Source organism: Geodermatophilus sp. CPCC 206100, assembly GCF_048569675.1.
Classification (GTDB): domain Bacteria; phylum Actinomycetota; class Actinomycetes; order Mycobacteriales; family Geodermatophilaceae; genus Geodermatophilus.
Genome location: NZ_JAQISV010000006.1, coordinates 1 through 16833 on the forward strand (window position 1 = coordinate 1; position 16833 = coordinate 16833).

Sequence of the window (16833 nt, forward strand, 5' to 3'; positions counted from 1 at the left end):
CCGGCGCCCGGGCCCGCCGCCCCCCGGGGGCGCCCGCGCCCACTGCTTCGTCGGCCCCCGCGCAGGGGCCCGCCGCGAGCCGGCGAGTGGCGGGGGGCGAGGGGGTCCTCTCTCAGCCCGACGAGCGGGCGGTGCGGGCGGCGCGGGCGGCGTCGGGCCGGGCGGACGGCGCGCCCAGGGCCCGGGAGATGCCGCGCGCGGTCGCGGCCAGCGCCGGGACCAGCGCGTGGCTGGCCACCGCGCCCCGCTGCACGGTCACGCCGAGCGCGGCGACGACGTCGTCCCGCTGGCCCCGCACCGGGACGGCGACGGCGAGGGCGTCGGGCGTCAGCTGGTTCTCGGTGATCGCCACCCCGGTCCGCCGCACCTCGGCCAGGACCCGACGCAGCTCGGCGACGTCGGTGATGGTGTCGGGGGTGAACCGCTTGAGCGGGGCGGCGAGCAGCTCGTCCTGCACGTCGCGGTCGGCGAAGGCCAGCAGCACCTGCCCGGTGCCCGTGGCGTGCAGCGGCCAGCGGCCGCCCAGCCGGCTGAGCACCTGCACCGCACCGCGGGCACGCAGCGCCTCCACGTAGACGCCGTCGGCGCCGTCCCGGACCGCGAGGTGCACGTTGGCGCGGGTGGCCTGGTGCAGGTCGTCGAGGTAGGGGAGGGCCAGCTCGCGCAGCTGCAGGCCCTGCGGGGCGAGCGCGCCGAGCTCCAGCAGCCGCAGCCCGATGGCGTACCGGCCGTCGGGGCCGCGCTCGAGGCCGCCCCACTGGCGCAGCTCGCCGACCAGGCGGTGGGTGGTCGTCAGGGTGAGCCCCGACCGCCGGCTGATCTCGCTGAGCGTCAACGCCGGGTGCGCCGGCCCGAAGGCGGCGAGGACGGCGAGCACGCGGCCGGCCGCCGTGGCCTGGCCGCCGCCGGGCAGCCGGCCGGGGCCACGCTCCGGGGGGCCTGCCGGAACCGTCGTCGTCGCGACCATGCAACGTCCTCTCTGTCCTGCCGGGTCTTCCGCCGGGGGGAAGTCCGGCACCAGCGAGTGTGGTCGCCGACACCCCGCCTCCGGCGACGGCCTTCCGCCGGGGGGAAGACTCGTCGCCACCGCGTGTGGCCGGGGACACGATCGACGGGCACGGACGGCGGACCCCGGGTGCCCGCGACCCCTCGCCGGTGCCCTCGTTCCCCGACCCCCCGACGACCGCGCGGCTGCCCGCCGCGCCGGAGGTGACCGCGGCCATGGCGACCCTCGCCGACATCCTCGACCCCACCGGCCAGACCACCACCCGGATCGGCAGCTCGGCGCTCGCGCCGCGGCGCACCGACCTGTCCGGCGTCCGGCTCGGCCTGCTGGAGAACACCAAGCACAACGCCGCGCTGCTGCTCGACGAGCTGGCCGCGATGCTGCAGTCCGAGCACGGCGCCTCGACGACCGTGCTGCGCCGGACGAAGACCGCGTTCGCGCTCCCGCTGCCGGAGGCGGCTCTGGACGAGCTGGTCGCCGAGTGCGACGTCGTCCTGACCGGTGTCGGTGACTGCGGTTCCTGCAGCGCCTCCGCCGTCGCCGACGGCATCGCCCTGGAGCGGGCCGGCGTGCCCGCGGCGGTCATCTGCTCCGACGCCTTCACCGCGACCGCCAGCGGCATGGCCGAGGTCCAGGGGGCGCCGGACTACGCCTACCTGACCACCGCGCACCCGGTCGCGATCCTGGACGCCGACGCGGTCCGTGAGCGCGCCCGCCAGCTGCTGCCGCAGGTCGTCGCCACCGTCACCGCCGCCGCACCCCAGAAGGTGGCCTCGTGACCGTGGCGGAGGCGCCGCCCGTCGTCCCGGACGCCGACCCCGAGGCCGCCCAGGCCGCCATCGAGCACTGCTACGCCCAGGGCTGGTCCGACGGCCTGCCGTTGGTGCCGGCCACCCGCTCGCTGGTCGACCGGTTCCTGGCGACCGTGGACCGGCAGCCCGACGAGGTCATCGGCACGCTGGAGCACCTGCACCGCAGCGTCACGGTCGAGCTGGCCGCGATCAACGCCGCGATGGCCGGCTGCCGGCCGGAGTACTTCCCGGTCGTCCTCGCCGCCTGGGAGGCGATCCAGCGCGACCGCTCGGCCACGGGCGGCGGCTGGCAGTCCACCAGCGGCCCCTCGCCGATGCTCGTGGTGAACGGGCCGGTGCGGCGCGAGCTGGGCCTCAACGCGGCCGGCGGTGTCCTCGGCCCCGGGTTCCGGCCCAACATGACCGTGCCGCGGGCCCTCGGCCTCATCGTGCGCAACGCCCTCGGCGTGGTGCCGCACGGCTTCGAGCAGGCCACCCAGGGGCTGCCCGGCCGCTGGCAGGTCTGCCTGGCGGAGAACGAGGAGGAGAGCCCCTGGGAGCCGCTGTCGGTCGAGGGCGGTGTGCCTGCCGGCACCTCCGCGGTCTCCGGCTTCCTCACCCGCACCGTCGAGTACGTCGACAACCGGCACACCGCCGACCCCGAGCAGCTGCTGGCCGACTTCGCCGACACCATCTCCCGCAGCGGCGCGGCCATCTTCCGCCACCACCCGGCCGGGATCGTGTTCTGCCCCGAGCACGCCCAGATGCTGGCCGGCGCGGGGATGAGCAAGGCCGACGTCCGTGCCTGGCTGGTGGAGCGCTGCGGGCGCACCAAGGCCGACCTCGCCCGGGTCGGCAAGGACGGCGTCGGTGACAACGGCGTCCGCTTCGCCGACGGCTCGACCGATCCGCAGGACGTCGACCGCCTGTTCGGCGCCGGCGGGCCCGAGGTGCTGCCGATCGTCGTCGCCGGTGCCCGCAACGCCGGCATCTCCGCGGTGGTCCGGGTCTTCTCCGGCTGGTCGGCCAGCTCCGTCCCGGTCGTCGGCCGGACCACCCCCTCGACCCCCGCAGGAGCCGCGCAGTGACCGAGTTCAGCGAGTCCCTCACCGATCCGTTCGGCCCGGCGGCCGAGCCCTGGATGACCGGCCGCACCGCGCTGGTCACCGGCGGGGGTCAGCAGAGCGACAACGAGGCCGGGGTCGGCTACGCGATCTGCCGCGTGCTCGCCGCCCACGGCGCGCGGATCGCCGTCCTGGACCGGGACCCCGCCGCGGCGCAGCGGACCGTGGAGAAGATCGAGGCCGACGGCGGTACCGCGATCGCCGTCGTCGCCGACCTGCTCGACGACGACGCCTGCAAGCGGGCCGTCGACGAGGTCGTCGCCCGGTTCGGCGGCTTCGACACCCTGGTGAACAACGTGGCCGTGGGCGACCGCGCCGGCGTCTTCGACGTGACGCCCGAGCGCTTCCACCAGCTGATGGACCTCAACCTCACCACCGCCTGGCAGATGTCCCGCCACGCGGTCGGGGTGATGCGCACCGGCGGCGCGATCGTCAACATCAGCTCGGTCGGCGTCCGCGCGCGCGGGCCGGCCATGGTCTACAACCTGGCCAAGGCGGCGCTGGAGAACCTGACCGTCGGGCTGGCCAACACCCTCGGCGACCAGGGCATCCGGGTGAACTGCGTGCAGGTCGGCGCCATCTGGGGCGCGTTCGCCGCGGCCAACATGACCCAGGAGATGCGGCGGCTGCGCAGGAGCTGGACGGCGCTGCCCATCGAGGGCAGCCCCTGGGACATCGCCCAGGCCGTGCTGTTCCTCAGCAGCGACCGCGCCCGCTGGATCTCCGGCCAGATCCTGTCGGTGGACGGCGGCCCGACCAGCCCGAAGCCGCCCAAGCCGGCTGCACCGGCCGAGCCGGAGCTCGAGATCACCACCCCCGAGGGCGCACCGTCGGTGCACGCATGAGCGGGCAGCGGGTCGCGCTGGTCACCGGCTGCGGCAAGCCGGACGGGATGGGGCAGGCGATCGCCCGGACGCTGGCCGGGCAGGGGCTGGCCGTCGTGGTCACCGACCTGCAGGCCACCGGCGTCCCCAACCGGCAGCAGGAGGACCGCTCGGCCGGCTGGGGCGGGGTCGACGCGCTGGTCGCCGACCTCACCGCCGGCGGCGGGACGGCGGCGGCCGCGCTGGGCGACGTCGCCGTCGAGGCCGACGCGGAGCGCATGGTCGCCGAGGCGGTCGAGCGCTTCGGCCGGCTCGACGTGCTGGTCAACAACGCCGCCGCGCCGCAGGGCCCCGACCGCGCCGACGTCGCCGACATCCCCGTCGAGGTGTTCGACCGGGTGGTCGCGGTCAACCTGCGCGGGCCCTGGCTGATGTGCCGGGCCGCCGTGCCGGTGATGCGGGCGCAGCGCTCGGGACGGATCGTCAACATCTCCTCGATGGCCGGGCTCACCGCGGCGCCCTTCTCCGGGCCGTACTCGGCGTCCAAGGCCGGCGTCATCGGGCTGACCCGGGCCCTGGCCATGGACCTGGGGCCGTGGGGCATCACGGTGAACGCGCTGTGCCCCGGGCTGGTGGGCACCAGCCGCGCCTTCCTGAGCTCGGGTCCCGACGTCGACGAGGCGGCGCTGCTGGCCTCGCGCGGGCGGGCCATCCCGGTCGGCCGCGTCGGCCTGCCCGACGACATCGCGGCCGCGGTGGCCTTCCTCGCCTCGCCCGAGGCCGGCTACATCACCGCGCAGGCCATCCCGATCGACGGCGGGGGCATGAGCCCGTTCCCGCTGCGGCACCCCGACCCGGTGGCCGCGCAGACCGCGCCCTGACCCAGTGGAGTGCCCCGGCGCAGGGATCCTGCGCCGGGGCACTCCACTGTCGGGGGGCGGGTGCAGGGTGCGGGCCGGGGGGTACACGCCGCCCGACCTGTCCGGCACCGTCGCGCTCGTCGCCGGGGCCACCCGCGGTGCCGGCCGGGGCACCGCCGTCGCGCTCGGCGCCGCCGGGGCGACGGTGTGGTGCACCGGCCGCAGCACCACCGGCCGGCGCTCGGAGTACGACCGCCCCGAGACCATCGAGGAGACCGCCGAGCTGGTGACCGCCGCCGGCGGGCGGGGGATCCCGGTGGTGTGCGACCACCTGGAGCCGGCGCAGGTCGCGGCGCTGGTGGCCCGCATCGACGCGGAGTCCGGGCGGCTCGACGTGCTGGTCAACGACATCTGGGGCGGTGAGCTGCTCGCCGAGTGGGACGTCCCGCTGTGGGAGCACGACCTCGCCGGCGGGCTGCGGCTGCTGCGGCTGGCGGTGGAGACCCACCTGGTCACCAGCGCGCACGCGCTGCCCCTGCTCGTCCGCCGGGCCGGCGGGCTGGTCGTGGAGATGACCGACGGCACCGCCGACTACAACGCCGGCCGGGTCCGGATCAACGCCTTCTACGACCTGGCCAAGTGGTCGGTGCTGCGGCTGGCGTTCTCGCAGGCGCACGACCTGCGTCCGCACGGCGGGACGGCGGTCGCGCTCACCCCCGGCTGGCTGCGCTCGGAGATGATGCTGGAGCACTACGGCGTCACCGAGGAGACCTGGCGGGAGGGCACCGCGCGGGAGCCGCACTTCTGCATCTCCGAGAGCCCCGCGTTCGTCGGACGGGCGGTCGCCGCGCTGGCCGCCGACCCCGACCGCGCCCGCTGGTCGGGGCGCTCCACCTCCAGCGGCGAGCTCGCCCGCGGCTACGGCTTCCCCGACCTCGACGGCACGCAGCCCGACGCCTGGCGCTACGTCGTCGAGGTGCAGGACGCCGGCCGGCCCGCCGGGGACGCCGGCTACCGGTGAGCGTCGGTCACTGCAGCGGGAACGGCGGCTGCCGCCACCAGGGCGCGTCCACCACCTCGATCCGCTCCACCCACTTCACCCACCAGAAGCCGCGCCGGCCCGGCGCCACCAGCCGCACCGGCGCCCCGTGGCCCGCCGACAGCGGCCGGCCGGCGGCCGAGGTGGCCAGGAGCAGCGCACCGGCGTCGCGCAGGGGCAGCCGGCGGCGGTAGCCGGTCCGCGAGACGACGTCCACGCTGCCGCCGCCCGGGAGGTCGTCGTCGAACAGCTCGGCGAGCAGCCGGTCCAGCCGGACCCCGGCCCAGTCCTGCACCGCGAACCAGCCGCCGGTGCAGTCGAGCGCCGCGCGCACCCGGTCCCCGCGGTCCAGGTCGGCCGCCGTCAGCGTGGCCACTCGGGCGCCGGAGACGACGGTCAGCGAGCCGGCCGCGCCGTCGGGGACCGAGTCGGTGAACCACTGGGTCACCGGCATGGCCGCCGGGTCGTCGGTCCCGCGTTCCAGCGACCCGGTCGCCCGCCGGCCGGCGCCCGGCGCGCCGGCGACGCGCAGGACCGCCTCGCCGGCGCCCCACAGCGCGGCCGCGCCGGCCGCGAGGGCGCCGGCCTGCAGCAGGGTGCGCCGGGAGAGGTCGGTGCGGCGCGGCCGCTGGCGCCGTCCCCACGCGTGGAGGACCAGCAGGGGCACCGTGCCGACGGCGGCGCCCACGTGCACCTGCAGCACCGCCGGCTGCGCCAGGCCGGCCACGTGCAGTGCGCCGGAGACGACGGTGAGGGCGACGAGCACCCCGAGCAGGGCGGCGGACCCGCGGGTGCCGGCGGCCCGCCCCCACGCCCGCCGGACGACGACCGTCTTCCACGGCACCAGCAGCAGCAGCCCGAGGCCGGCCGCGCCGTGGACGGCCACGACCACCCGCGCCGGACCGGGCGTGCCCACCCCGTAGGCCAGGACGCCGGTGGCCGCCGCGACCGCCAGCAGGGTCAGCAGCGCCAGGTTGGTGCGCCGCCCGGCCCGCCGCGGCAGGCGGGGCTGCGGGAGCACGCGAGCAGTGTGCGCTCCGCTGCCGCTCACCGGGTCCGCACCGGACGCGGGCGGGTGGGAACGCGCTCCTACGCTGGTCGCCGTGCCGAAGCTGCAGCTGCTCCCCGCCGTCGACGTCGCCGACGGCCAGGCCGTCCGTCTCGTGCAGGGGGAGGCCGGCAGCGAGACCGACTACGGGGATCCGCTCGAGGCCGCGATGACCTGGCAGCGCGACGGCGCCGAGTGGGTGCACCTGGTGGACCTCGACGCGGCGTTCGGCCGGGGCAGCAACCGCGAGCTGCTGGCCCGGGTGGTCGGCGAGCTGGACGTCGACGTGGAGCTGTCCGGTGGCATCCGGGACGACGAGTCGCTGGCCGCCGCGCTGGCCACCGGCTGCCGGCGGGTCAACCTCGGCACCGCGGCGCTGGAATCCCCCGAGTGGTGCGCCCGCGCCATCGCCGAGCACGGCGACCGGATCGCCGTCGGCCTCGACGTGCGCGGCACCCGGCTGGCCGCCCGCGGCTGGACCCGCGAGGGCGGTGAGCTCTACGAGACCCTCGCCCGGCTGGACGCCGAGGGGTGCGCCCGCTACGTCGTCACCGACATCACCAAGGACGGCACCCTGCGCGGGCCGAACCTGGACCTGCTCCGCGAGGTCTGCGCGGCCACCGCGCGGCCGGTGGTCGCCTCCGGCGGGGTGAGCTCGCTGGCCGACATCCGCGCGCTGGCCGGGCTGACGCCGGTCGGGGTGGAGGGCGCGATCGTCGGGAAGGCGCTGTACGCCGGGGCGTTCACGCTGCCCGAGGCGCTGCGGGTCACCGAGGAGCTGGCGTGAGCGTCGTCCGGTTCGGCTCGAACACCCCGTGGGAGGCGGTCGTCGGCTACAGCCGCGTCGTCGTCCACGGGGACATGGCCTGGGTGAGCGGGACGACCGCGACCGTGGACGGCGCGGTCGTCTGCCCCGGGGATGCCGCCGGGCAGACCCGCCAGGCGCTGGCCAACCTCGCCGACGCCCTGGAGCGGGCCGGGTTCACCGTCGCCGACGTCGTCCGCACGCGCCTGTTCGTCACCGACATCTCCCGCTGGGAGGAGGTCGGCCGGGCGCACGGCGAGGTGTTCGGCGAGATCCGGCCGGCCACCTCGATGGTGCAGGTGGCCGCGCTGATCGACCCGGCGATGCTCGTGGAGGTCGAGGCCGACGCCGTCCGGAGGGTGGGGGCATGAGCGTGGCGGTGCGCGTCATCCCGTGCCTGGACGTCGACGCCGGCCGGGTGGTCAAGGGCGTGAACTTCGTCGACCTGCGCGACGCCGGAGACCCGGTGGAGATGGCCCGCGTGTACGACGCGGAGGGCGCCGACGAGCTCACCTTCCTCGACATCACGGCCAGCTCGGGGGACCGGGAGACCACCTACGACGTCGTCCGCCGCACCGCGGAGAGCGTGTTCATCCCGCTGACCGTGGGCGGCGGCGTGCGCAGCGTCGGGGACGTCGACCAGCTCCTGCGCGCCGGCGCGGACAAGGTCGCGGTGAACACCGCCGCCGTCGCCCGCCCGGAGCTGATCAGCGAGATCACCGACCGGTTCGGCAACCAGGTGCTCGTGCTGTCCCTCGACGCCCGGCGCTGCCGCGACGGCGCGGTCACCGACTCCGGGTTCGAGATCACCACCCACGGCGGGCGGCGCGGCACCGGCCGGGATGCCGTGGAGTGGGTGGTGCAGGCCGCCGCGCTCGGGGTCGGCGAGGTGCTGCTCAACTCGATGGACGCCGACGGCACCCAGGCCGGCTTCGACCTGGAGCTGATCCGGGCGGTGCGCCGGGAGGTGGCCGTGCCGGTGATCGCCAGCGGGGGAGCGGGGGAGCCGGAGCACTTCCCGCCCGCGGTCGAGGCCGGCGCGGACGCCGTCCTGGCCGCCAGCGTCTTCCACTTCGGCAAGCTGCGGATCGGTGAGGTCAAGGCCGCGCTGGCCGGCGCGGGTGTCCCCGTCCGCCACGAGTCCGACTCCCCGCTGCCGTAGCGGGGTCGCTGGGGAGCGGAGACCGCTCGCCAGCGACTCCGCTCAGGTGATCGCGACGCGGGCGACGTCCCTCCGGTCGGACGCCCACAGCAGCAGCTCCAGCGGCGTCCCCTCGACGGTGCTCCCGCCGGCGCCGACCCGGTGCTCCGCGCCGGTGTCGGTCCGCCGCAGCACCACCCCGCCGGGCACCCGGCGGGCGAAGAACCGGACCGCGCGCCACAACTGGTCCTGGTCGGCCCGCTCCAGCACCCGCGGCGCCCAGCCCGGCTGCGCGCGGCGGACGTCCTCGTGGTGGATGGCGAACTCGGCGGTGTTCAGCGCGTCCCCCAGCCCGGGCCAGCCCATCGGCGACCACACCGGCGCGCCGGCCCGCACCCGCGCCACGACCTCCGGATACGGCGTCGTCGTGCGCAGCCGGTCCTCCAGCCGGTGCGACCAGGCGGTCAGCGGCGCGGCGGCGCCGAGCTGCTCGAGCCCGTACCCCGGCAGCGCGTCGGGCCGGCGGTCGCGGACGACGAGGTGCGCGGCGAGGTGGGCGGTGGTCCAGCCCGCGCAGCAGGTGGGCGCACCCGGTCCGAGCTCGTCGAACAGGTCGGCCAGCGCGGTCCGCTCACGCGCGGCCATCGGCCGGGAAGAGGCAGTCACCGCACGGGGTTACCGACGAGGCGGGTCCCGGAAACGGCGGGCAGCCCTTAGCCGGTCTAAGTAGCATCGCGGTTCCCGCCCGCACGACTTCCGAGGAGAACTGTGCCCCGCCGCCGAGACGCCGTGGTCCGGCGAGGACTGCGCCACGTGCGCCGCGCGATCGCCGAGCAGCCGGGGATGTTCACCCTCGCCTTCCTCGCCAGCAGCCTCTACGGCGGGATGACCGTGGCCAGCGCCTACGTCGTCGGCGAGATCACCGAGCGCGTCGTCCTGCCCGCCTTCGACGAGGGGGTGACCACCGCCGCCGCCCTCACCCTCTCCGCGACGGCCGTCCTGGTCGTCGCCGTCCTCAAGATCCTCGGCATCCTCGGCCGGCGGCTGTTCGCCGGGATCATGGGCTACCGGCTGCAGGCCGACTACCGCCGCCGGGTCACCGGCCAGTACCTGCGGCTGCCGCTGTCCTGGCACCAGCGCCACCCGACCGGGCAGCTGCTGTCCAACGCCAACTCCGACGTCGAGGCCGCCTGGTTCTTCGTGGCCCCACTGCCGTTCGCCTGCGGCGCCATCGTGATGATCGGCATCACCGTGGCCGCGCTGGTGGCCACCGACCCGTGGCTGGCGCTCGTCGGCCTGGTCGTCTTCCCGCTGGTGTTCGTGGTCAACGCCGTCTACTCCCAGGCGATGAGCCCCCGGATGCGCCGGGCCCAGCAGCTGCGCGCCGAGGTCAGCGAGATCGCGCACGAGAGCTTCGACGCCGCGCTGGTGGTCAAGACCCTCGGCCGGGAGGACGTCGAGACCGCCCGCTTCACCGCCCGCGCCGAGGAGCTCCGCGACGGACTGGTGGCCGTCGGCCGGGTGCGCGGCCTGTTCGACCCGCTCATGGAGGCCCTGCCCAACCTGGGCACGCTCGCGGTGCTCTACATCGGCGCCGTCCGGGTGGCCGACGGCGCGACCGACGCCGGCGACCTGGTCTCCATCGCCTACCTGTTCACGCTGCTGGCCCTGCCGATCCGCGCGATCGGCTGGGTGTTGGCCGACCTGCCGCGCGCGCTGGCCGGGTTCGACCGGGTCACCCCCGTCCTCGACGCGACCGGGGAGACCCCGCACGGCACGCAGGCGGCCGCCGCCGGCACGGGCGGCGCCGGGCTGGCGGTGCACGACGTCGAGTTCGGGTTCGAGGGCGCCGCGCGGCCCACCCTGTCCGGGGTCACCTTCGACGTCGCGCCCGGCAGCACGGTCGCCGTCGTCGGGCCGACCGGGTCGGGCAAGTCGACGCTGGCCGGGCTGCTCGTGCGGCTGGTCGACCCCGGCAGCGGGCAGGTCCTGCTCGACGGGGTGGACCTGCGGGCGCTGCGCGAGGGGGAGGTCAGCACACAGGCGGCGTTCGTCCCGCAGGGCACCTTCCTCTTCGACGACACCGTCCGCGGCAACGTCACGCTCGGTGCCGACGTGCCCGACGAGGAGGTCTGGGCGGCCCTGCGGGTGGCCGCCGCCGACGACTTCGTGGCCCGGCTCCCCGACGGCCTCGACACCCGGGTCGGCGAGCGCGGCGCGACGCTGTCCGGCGGGCAGCGGCAGCGCCTGGCGCTGGCCCGCGCGGTGGTCCGCCGGCCGCGGCTGCTGGTGCTGGACGACGCCACGAGCGCCGTGGACCCCGCCGTCGAGGCGCGGATCCTCGACGCGCTCCGCGACGCCGACCGCCCGTCGACCGTGGTCGTCGTCGCCTACCGGCAGGCCACGATCGCGCTGGCCGACGAGGTGGTCTGGCTGGAGCACGGCCGGGTGCTCGCCCGCGGCAGCCACGAGGAGCTCCTGGCCGAGGTGCCCGGCTACGCGGCGCTGGTGCGCGCGTACGCGCGGACGGAGGTGCCGGCGTGAGCACCGCACTGGCCGAGCACCGCGAGGAGGGTGCGGTCGCGACCCTGCGCCGGGGGCTCCGGATGATGCCCGAGTTCCGCCGCGGCCTGCCGGTCACCTTCGCCCTCGCGCTGGTCGCGACCGCCGGGCGGGTCGTGGTCCCGATCGCCGTCCAGCAGGTCCTCGACCGGGGGCTGGACGGTCCGGGCGGGCCCGACCTCGGCCTGGTCCGCGACCTGGTGCTGCTCTGCGCGGTCGTCGTGGTGCTGACCGCGGTCGCGGTGTACCGGATGAACGTCCGGCTGTTCCGGACGACGGAGACCGCGCTGGCCGGGCTGCGGTCGCGGGCCTTCCGCCACGTGCACGACCTGTCGGTGCTGCACCAGCAGGGCCAGCGGCGCGGGTCGCTGGTCTCGCGGGTCACCAGCGACGTCGACCAGCTCTCCACGTTCATGCAGTGGGGCGGCGTGCTGGGCGTGGTCAGCCTCGGGCAGCTGCTGGTCGCCACCGTGGTGATGGCCGTCTACTCCTGGCAGCTGACCCTCCTGGTGCTCGTGTGCTTCGTGCCGCTGGCCATCGCCGTCCGGTTCTTCGCCGCGCGGCTCGCGGTCGTCTACGGCGTGGTGCGCGAGCGGGTGGGGGACGTGCTGGCCGCCGTCTCCGAGGCGGTGGTCGGCGCGCCCACCGTGCGCGCCTACGGCATCCGCGAGCGGACCGCCGCCCGCCTGGACCGCGCCATCGCCCGGCACTACCGCGCGCAGGTGCAGGCGCAGAAGACGACCGCCGCGGTCTTCATCAGCGGCGAGCTCGTCGCCGCGGTGGCCAACGCGGCGGTCGTCGTCGTCGGTGTGCTGCTGGGGCTGGACGGCGACCTGACCGCCGGCACCCTGGTCGCCTTCCTGTTCCTCGTCACGCTGTTCGTCGCGCCGGTGCAGACCGCCAGCGAGGTGCTCAACGAGGCCCAGAACGCGATCGCCGGCTTCCGCCGGGTGCTCGACGTCCTCGACACCGAGCCCGACGTCCGCGACCCCGCGGTCGAGGACCCCGCCTCGGCCGCCCTGCTGCCCCCGGGCCCGCTGGGCGTCCGGTTCGAGCACGTGACCTTCCGGTACGCGCCGGAGGCCCGCCCGGCCCTGGACGACGTCGACCTGACGGTGGCGCCGCGCCGCCGGGTGGCCGTCGTCGGGGAGACCGGGTCCGGCAAGACGACGTTCGCCAAGCTCGTCACCCGGCTCATGGACCCGACCGCGGGGCGGGTGCTGCTCGGCGACCCCGCGACGGCGGAGGTGCCGCTGGACCGGGTCGCGTTCGCCTCGCTGCGCACGCGGGTGGTCATGGTGCCGCAGGACGGCTACCTGTTCGACGCCACCGTCGCCGACAACGTCCGCTACGGCCGGCCCGGCCTGACCGACGACGCGGTCCGCGCGGCCTTCGACGAGCTGGGCCTGGGCGCCTGGGTCGAGGGGCTGCCGGAGGGCGTCGCCACGCGGGTCGGCCAGCGCGGGGAGTCGCTGTCGGCGGGGGAGCGGCAGCTGGTCGCCGTCGCGCGCGCCTACGTCGCCGACCCCGACCTGCTGGTCCTCGACGAGGCGACCAGCGCCGTCGATCCGGCCACCGAGCAGCGGCTGACCCGCGCGCTCGACACGCTGACCGACGGCCGGACGACGCTGACCATCGCGCACCGGCTGTCCACCGCCGAGCGGGCCGACGAGGTGCTGGTCGTCGACGCCGGCCGGGTGGTGCAGCGCGGCACGCACGCCGAGCTGGTCGACGCCGAGGGCCCCTACGCCCGGCTGCACGCCTCGTGGCGGCGGTCGGCCAGCGGCGAGCCGCAGCCCGCCTGACCCACCGCGGAGGACTGCGGCGCCCTAGCCTGCGACAGGTGTCCACTCCTCCAGGCCGGTCCCGCCGCCGGGCCCCGGACGTCGTGCCGGCCGACCCGAGCATGCCCGGGCTCGCGTTGGCCGCCGGCATCGTCGGGATCATCGGCGCGGTGCCGCTGCTGTTCGTCGCCGTCCTCGCCGTCGCGCTCGGGGGGCTGTCGGCCGACAGCGGCCCCGACCCGTGGACCTACCTGCTGATCCTGGCTCCGCTGCTGCAGCTGTTCGGCGCCGTCTGCCTGCTGGTCCGCCGCGGCTGGCTGCCGCTGGTGCTGGCCCTGGTGCCCACGGTGGTGCTCACCGTCGCGGTGATCGTGACCGCGGCGGGGCAGGGCTCCGAGGGTCTGGGCTGGCCGCTGCTGCTCGTGGCCGGGCCGGTGGTCGCCGCCGCGCTGGCGCTCGCGCCCTCGGTGCGGCGCTGGATCGCCGGCCGCCCGCGCCGCACCACCTGAGCGCCCGCGACGGCCGCGCCCGGGAGGCCCCGCCGCCGGGCCGGACAGGACTAGCGTCGGCCTCCCTCCAGCCGCAGCCACGGGGACGAGGGGGGTCCGATGCCGCTCTACCTGACCAGGTTCAGCTACACGCCGGAGACCTGGGCCCGGTTGATCACCAACCCGGAGGACCGCCGGCAGGCCGCCACCACCTACATCGAGTCGGTGGGGGGCCGGCTGCACGGGTTCTGGTACGCCTTCGGGCCGCACGACGGCTACACGCTGTGGGAGGCCCCCGACAACGTGTCCATGGCCGCCGTCGCCGTGGCCCTCGCCGCCGGGGGCGCGCTGAGCCCCGTGGAGACGACGGTCCTGCTCACCGTCGAGGAGACGATGGCGGCGCTGGCCACGGCCCAGCAGGTGCGGTACCGGCCGCCGGGCACCTGACGCGCGCACTGCGGGCAGCCGGCAGCGGTTGCCCAGGCGGCGGACCTACCCTCCGCACCATGCCGTCGTCGTCCCCGCGCAGCCGGGCGGCGACCCGGCGCTCACCCCGGCCGGCGCCGCGACCGGCCAGGACCCTGCCGCCCCGGGAACGTCCCCTCCAGGCGCCGTTCGCCGTGGTCTTCGGCGTCCTGGTGGCCGCCGAGGACATCTACCTCGCCTACCTGCTGTGGGAGCCCGACCGCGGCTGGCACTGGTACGTGCTGCTGCCGGTGCTGATGGCCGCCTGGGCGCTGCTCGGGGCGGCCATGGTGTGGCGCGGCCGCCCGCGGGGCTGGCTGGTCCTCGCCGGCGCCGGCCTGGTGCCGCTACTGGCCCTGCTCGGCCTGGTCGTGCTCTTCGGGGTGCTCGGCGGCGGGCAGGCGATGTGGTGGGCGCTGCTGCTGCTGGCCGGCCCGATCGGCGCGCTCGCGCTGAGCCTGGGCCGCCCCGTCCGGGTGTGGACCGCCCCCTCCCGGGCGACCACCCCGGCCGGTCCCGGCCGGAGGGACCGCCGCGCCCGCTAGCGTGCCCGGCGTGGCCGACACAGACGTGGTCGTGGTGGGAGCGGGGCTGGCCGGGTTGGTCGCCACCGCGGAGCTGGCCGACGCCGGGAAGCGGGTGGTGCTCCTCGAGCAGGAGCCCGAGGCCTCCTTCGGCGGCCAGGCGTGGTGGTCCTTCGGCGGCCTGTTCCTGGTCGACTCCCCGGAGCAGCGCCGGCTGCGGGTGCGGGACTCCCTCGAGCTGGCCCGGCAGGACTGGTTCGGCACCGCCGGGTTCGACCGCGACGAGGACCACTGGCCGCGCCGGTGGGCCGAGGCCTACCTGCAGTTCGCGGCGGGGGAGAAGCGGGCCTGGCTGCGGCAGCAGGGCGTCGGGTTCTTCCCCGTCGTCGGCTGGGCCGAGCGCGGCGGGTACACCGCCACCGGCCACGGCAACTCGGTGCCGCGCTTCCACATCGTCTGGGGCACCGGGCCGGGCCTGGTCGAGCCGTTCGCCCGGCGGGTGCGTGCCGCCGTCGAGCGCGGGCTGGTCGAGCTGCGCTTCCGGCACCGCGTCGACGAGCTGGTGGTCACCGACGGTGCCGTGACCGGTGTCCGGGGCGGAGTGCTCGAGCCCAGCGACGTGGCCCGCGGCGAGGCCAGCTCGCGCACGCAGGTCGGGGACTTCGAGATCGCCGCGCAGGCCGTCGTCGTCACCTCCGGCGGCATCGGCGGCAACCACGACCTGGTCCGGCAGAACTGGCCGGCCCGGCTCGGCCCGGCACCGAAGCGGCTGCTCTCCGGCGTCCCGGCGCACGTGGACGGTCGGATGCTGATGGCGACCGCGGCCGCCGGCGCCCACCTGATCAACGGCGACCGCATGTGGCACTACACCGAGGGCATCGCCAACCACTCCCCGGTGTGGGACCGGCACGGCATCCGGATCCTCCCCGGGCCGTCGTCGCTGTGGCTGGACGCGACGGGCACGCGGCTGCCGGTGCCGCTGTTCCCCGGCTTCGACACCCTGGGCACGCTGGCGCACATCGGGCGGACCGGCCACGAGCACACCTGGTTCGTGGCCACCCAGAAGATCGTGGAGAAGGAGTTCGCGCTCTCGGGGTCCGAGCAGAACCCCGACCTCACCGGCAAGGACGTCAAGCTGCTGCTCAACCGGGTCAAGGCCGGGGTCGCCGGGCCGGTGCAGGCCTTCCTCGACCGCGGCGAGGACTTCGTCGTCGCCCGCACGCTGCCCGAGCTGGTGGCCGGCATGAACCGCATCACCGGCGGGGAGCCGGAGCTGGACCTCGCCACGGTCGAGGCGGAGGTGGTCTGCCGGGACCGCGCCATCGGCAACGAGTTCGGCAAGGACCTGCAGGTCACCGCGATCCGCGGCGCGCGCCGCTACCTCGGGGACAAGCTGATCCGGGTGGCCCCGCCGCACCGGCTGCTCGACCCGGACGCCGGCCCGCTGATCGCGGTGCGGCTCAACCTGCTCACCCGCAAGACGCTCGGCGGGCTGGAGACCGACCTCTCCGGCCGGGTGCTGCGCCCCGGTGGCGCGGTGTTCCCCGGCCTGTACGCGGCCGGCGAGGTGGCCGGCTTCGGGGGCGGGGGCATGCACGGGTACCGGTCGCTGGAGGGCACCTTCCTGGGCGGCTGCCTGTTCTCGGGGCGGACGGCGGGCCGCGCCCTGGCGGGGGAACTGTGAGTGCGCCCGATCCGTGGTCGGACCCGCGGACCGAGACCGAGCACGGCCCGCCCTACGCCGGGCCGCCGCCCACCGCTCCGGTGCCTCCGTGGGGCCAGCCGTACGGAGCGCCCCCGGGGTACGGCTGGCCCGCCCCCTACGGCGCCCCGTGGCCGCCGGCCCCGACCGGCCCGCGGCGGCCGGGGCAGGTGATCGCGGCCGCGGTGCTCGCCTTCGTCCAGGCCGCCGCGGTGGCCTTCGCCTCGGCGTACGTCGTCCTGCTGGCCTCGCTGTTCTCCCTCGGCGGCGGTGAGGCCGGCTTCCCGGCCGACGGCTCCGGCCTGGCCACGGAGGCGACCGTGCTCGCCTTCGTGCAGGTCGCCTCGGTGGTCGCGCTGGTGGTCGGCGGGATCATGGCGCTGAACCGGCGCAGCCCGGCGGCGCGCTGGACGCTGGTCGGCGCGCTCGCCGTGCAGCTCGCGCTGGCCGCCTACTGGGCCGTCCGGCTGGTGGCCCTACTGGAGGGCGCCGTCGGGCCGGACCCGTCGGCGGTGCTGCTGTTCGGGGTGTTCTGCTTCGCCGCCGCGCCCGCGGTCGGGCTCGGGCTGCTGTGCAGCCGCAGCGCCCGCGCGTGGTTCGCCGGTGCGTCCGGAGCGGCGGTGCCGCCGCACCGGTGACCCGGGGCGCGACCGCCGGGTGGGACGATCGG

At 76.5% G+C, this 16833-nt stretch carries 18 protein-coding genes; 15 read left to right on the forward strand and 3 right to left on the reverse strand.

Annotated features, from left to right (window positions below; all coding sequences use genetic code 11):
- Window positions 1–112 precede the first annotated feature (112 nt).
- On the reverse strand, window positions 113–967 hold the full coding sequence (locus PGN05_RS03240; protein WP_419751085.1) for an IclR family transcriptional regulator: 855 nt from the start codon (window positions 965–967) through the stop codon (window positions 113–115).
- Between the two features lie 188 nt (window positions 968–1155).
- On the opposite strand from PGN05_RS03240, the gene PGN05_RS03245 reads away from it, so the two are divergent.
- The 5 genes from PGN05_RS03245 to PGN05_RS03265 all read left to right on the forward strand — a co-directional run bounded on the left by PGN05_RS03245 (window position 1156) and on the right by PGN05_RS03265 (window position 5626).
- On the forward strand, window positions 1156–1785 hold the full coding sequence (locus tag PGN05_RS03245) for a UGSC family (seleno)protein (protein ID WP_419751086.1): 630 nt from the start codon (window positions 1156–1158) through the stop codon (window positions 1783–1785).
- On the forward strand, window positions 1782–2885 hold the full coding sequence (locus PGN05_RS03250) for a hypothetical protein (RefSeq protein ID WP_419751087.1): 1104 nt from the start codon (window positions 1782–1784) through the stop codon (window positions 2883–2885). Before PGN05_RS03245 ends, PGN05_RS03250 begins: the two co-directional genes overlap by 4 nt.
- Window positions 2882–3766, forward strand: coding sequence for an SDR family NAD(P)-dependent oxidoreductase (locus tag PGN05_RS03255; RefSeq protein WP_419751088.1), 885 nt, complete (start codon window positions 2882–2884; stop codon window positions 3764–3766). The genes PGN05_RS03250 and PGN05_RS03255 overlap by 4 nt, the downstream gene beginning before the upstream one ends.
- Window positions 3763–4626 carry an SDR family NAD(P)-dependent oxidoreductase gene (locus tag PGN05_RS03260; RefSeq protein ID WP_419751089.1) on the forward strand — a complete coding sequence of 288 codons (864 nt, stop codon included), beginning with the start codon at window positions 3763–3765 and terminating at the stop codon, window positions 4624–4626. The genes PGN05_RS03255 and PGN05_RS03260 overlap by 4 nt, the downstream gene beginning before the upstream one ends.
- Before the next feature lie 67 nt (window positions 4627–4693).
- A complete protein-coding gene (locus PGN05_RS03265) occupies window positions 4694–5626 on the forward strand; it encodes an SDR family oxidoreductase (protein ID WP_419751090.1) in 933 nt (310 codons plus the stop codon).
- Between the two features lie 7 nt (window positions 5627–5633).
- Here PGN05_RS03265 and PGN05_RS03270 read toward each other — a convergent pair whose 3' ends face one another.
- Complete coding sequence (locus tag PGN05_RS03270) at window positions 5634–6665, reverse strand: molybdopterin-dependent oxidoreductase (protein WP_419751091.1); 1032 nt, start codon at window positions 6663–6665, stop codon at window positions 5634–5636.
- A gap of 82 nt (window positions 6666–6747) precedes the next feature.
- Between PGN05_RS03270 and priA the strand changes: the two genes are divergently transcribed.
- Genes priA through hisF form a run of 3 tightly spaced genes read left to right on the forward strand, consistent with a single transcriptional unit; the run spans window position 6748 to window position 8659 of the window.
- Window positions 6748–7479 carry a bifunctional 1-(5-phosphoribosyl)-5-((5-phosphoribosylamino)methylideneamino)imidazole-4-carboxamide isomerase/phosphoribosylanthranilate isomerase PriA gene (priA, locus tag PGN05_RS03275; RefSeq protein WP_419751092.1) on the forward strand — a complete coding sequence of 244 codons (732 nt, stop codon included), beginning with the start codon at window positions 6748–6750 and terminating at the stop codon, window positions 7477–7479.
- Window positions 7476–7868, forward strand: a complete 393-nt coding sequence (locus PGN05_RS03280) for a RidA family protein (RefSeq protein WP_419751093.1) — start codon at window positions 7476–7478, stop codon at window positions 7866–7868. Before priA ends, PGN05_RS03280 begins: the two co-directional genes overlap by 4 nt.
- On the forward strand, window positions 7865–8659 hold the full coding sequence (hisF, locus tag PGN05_RS03285; protein WP_419751094.1) for an imidazole glycerol phosphate synthase subunit HisF: 795 nt from the start codon (window positions 7865–7867) through the stop codon (window positions 8657–8659). Before PGN05_RS03280 ends, hisF begins: the two co-directional genes overlap by 4 nt.
- A gap of 42 nt (window positions 8660–8701) precedes the next feature.
- On the opposite strand, the gene PGN05_RS03290 is transcribed toward hisF, so the two are convergent.
- The gene (locus PGN05_RS03290; protein ID WP_419751095.1) at window positions 8702–9304 is read right to left on the reverse strand and encodes a TIGR03085 family metal-binding protein; all 603 of its coding nucleotides are present in this window, start codon (window positions 9302–9304) and stop codon (window positions 8702–8704) included.
- 147 nt (window positions 9305–9451) lie between these two features.
- Here PGN05_RS03290 and PGN05_RS03295 point away from each other — a divergent pair, with 147 nt between their 5' ends.
- The 7 genes from PGN05_RS03295 to PGN05_RS03325 all read left to right on the forward strand — a co-directional run bounded on the left by PGN05_RS03295 (window position 9452) and on the right by PGN05_RS03325 (window position 16801).
- The gene (locus PGN05_RS03295) at window positions 9452–11182 is read left to right on the forward strand and encodes an ABC transporter ATP-binding protein (protein WP_419751096.1); all 1731 of its coding nucleotides are present in this window, start codon (window positions 9452–9454) and stop codon (window positions 11180–11182) included.
- Complete coding sequence (locus PGN05_RS03300) at window positions 11179–13005, forward strand: ABC transporter ATP-binding protein (RefSeq protein WP_419751097.1); 1827 nt, start codon at window positions 11179–11181, stop codon at window positions 13003–13005. The genes PGN05_RS03295 and PGN05_RS03300 overlap by 4 nt, the downstream gene beginning before the upstream one ends.
- 38 nt (window positions 13006–13043) lie before the next feature.
- Window positions 13044–13493, forward strand: coding sequence for a hypothetical protein (locus tag PGN05_RS03305; RefSeq protein ID WP_419751098.1), 450 nt, complete (start codon window positions 13044–13046; stop codon window positions 13491–13493).
- A 99-nt stretch (window positions 13494–13592) separates the two neighbouring features.
- The gene (locus PGN05_RS03310; protein WP_419751099.1) at window positions 13593–13919 is read left to right on the forward strand and encodes a GYD domain-containing protein; all 327 of its coding nucleotides are present in this window, start codon (window positions 13593–13595) and stop codon (window positions 13917–13919) included.
- Window positions 13920–13978: 59 nt separating this feature from the next.
- Window positions 13979–14482 carry a hypothetical protein gene (locus PGN05_RS03315; RefSeq protein ID WP_419751100.1) on the forward strand — a complete coding sequence of 168 codons (504 nt, stop codon included), beginning with the start codon at window positions 13979–13981 and terminating at the stop codon, window positions 14480–14482.
- Between the two features lie 10 nt (window positions 14483–14492).
- Entirely contained in the window at window positions 14493–16145 is a 1653-nt protein-coding gene (locus PGN05_RS03320; RefSeq protein WP_419751101.1) for an FAD-binding dehydrogenase, read from the forward strand.
- Window positions 16142–16801, forward strand: coding sequence for a hypothetical protein (locus tag PGN05_RS03325; protein WP_419751102.1), 660 nt, complete (start codon window positions 16142–16144; stop codon window positions 16799–16801). Before PGN05_RS03320 ends, PGN05_RS03325 begins: the two co-directional genes overlap by 4 nt.
- Window positions 16802–16833: the final 32 nt, after the last annotated feature.

What these genes read in the sequence shown, in the direction of transcription:
- PGN05_RS03240 (WP_419751085.1), bottom strand. Translation starts at nt 967, where the DNA reads ATGGTCGCGACGACGACGGTTCCGGCAGGCCCCCCGGAGCGTGGCCCC.
- PGN05_RS03260 (WP_419751089.1), top strand. Translation starts at nt 3,763, where the DNA reads ATGAGCGGGCAGCGGGTCGCGCTGGTCACCGGCTGCGGCAAGCCGGAC.
- hisF (WP_419751094.1), top strand. Translation starts at nt 7,865, where the DNA reads ATGAGCGTGGCGGTGCGCGTCATCCCGTGCCTGGACGTCGACGCCGGC.
- PGN05_RS03310 (WP_419751099.1), top strand. Translation starts at nt 13,593, where the DNA reads ATGCCGCTCTACCTGACCAGGTTCAGCTACACGCCGGAGACCTGGGCC.
- PGN05_RS03315 (WP_419751100.1), top strand. Translation starts at nt 13,979, where the DNA reads ATGCCGTCGTCGTCCCCGCGCAGCCGGGCGGCGACCCGGCGCTCACCC.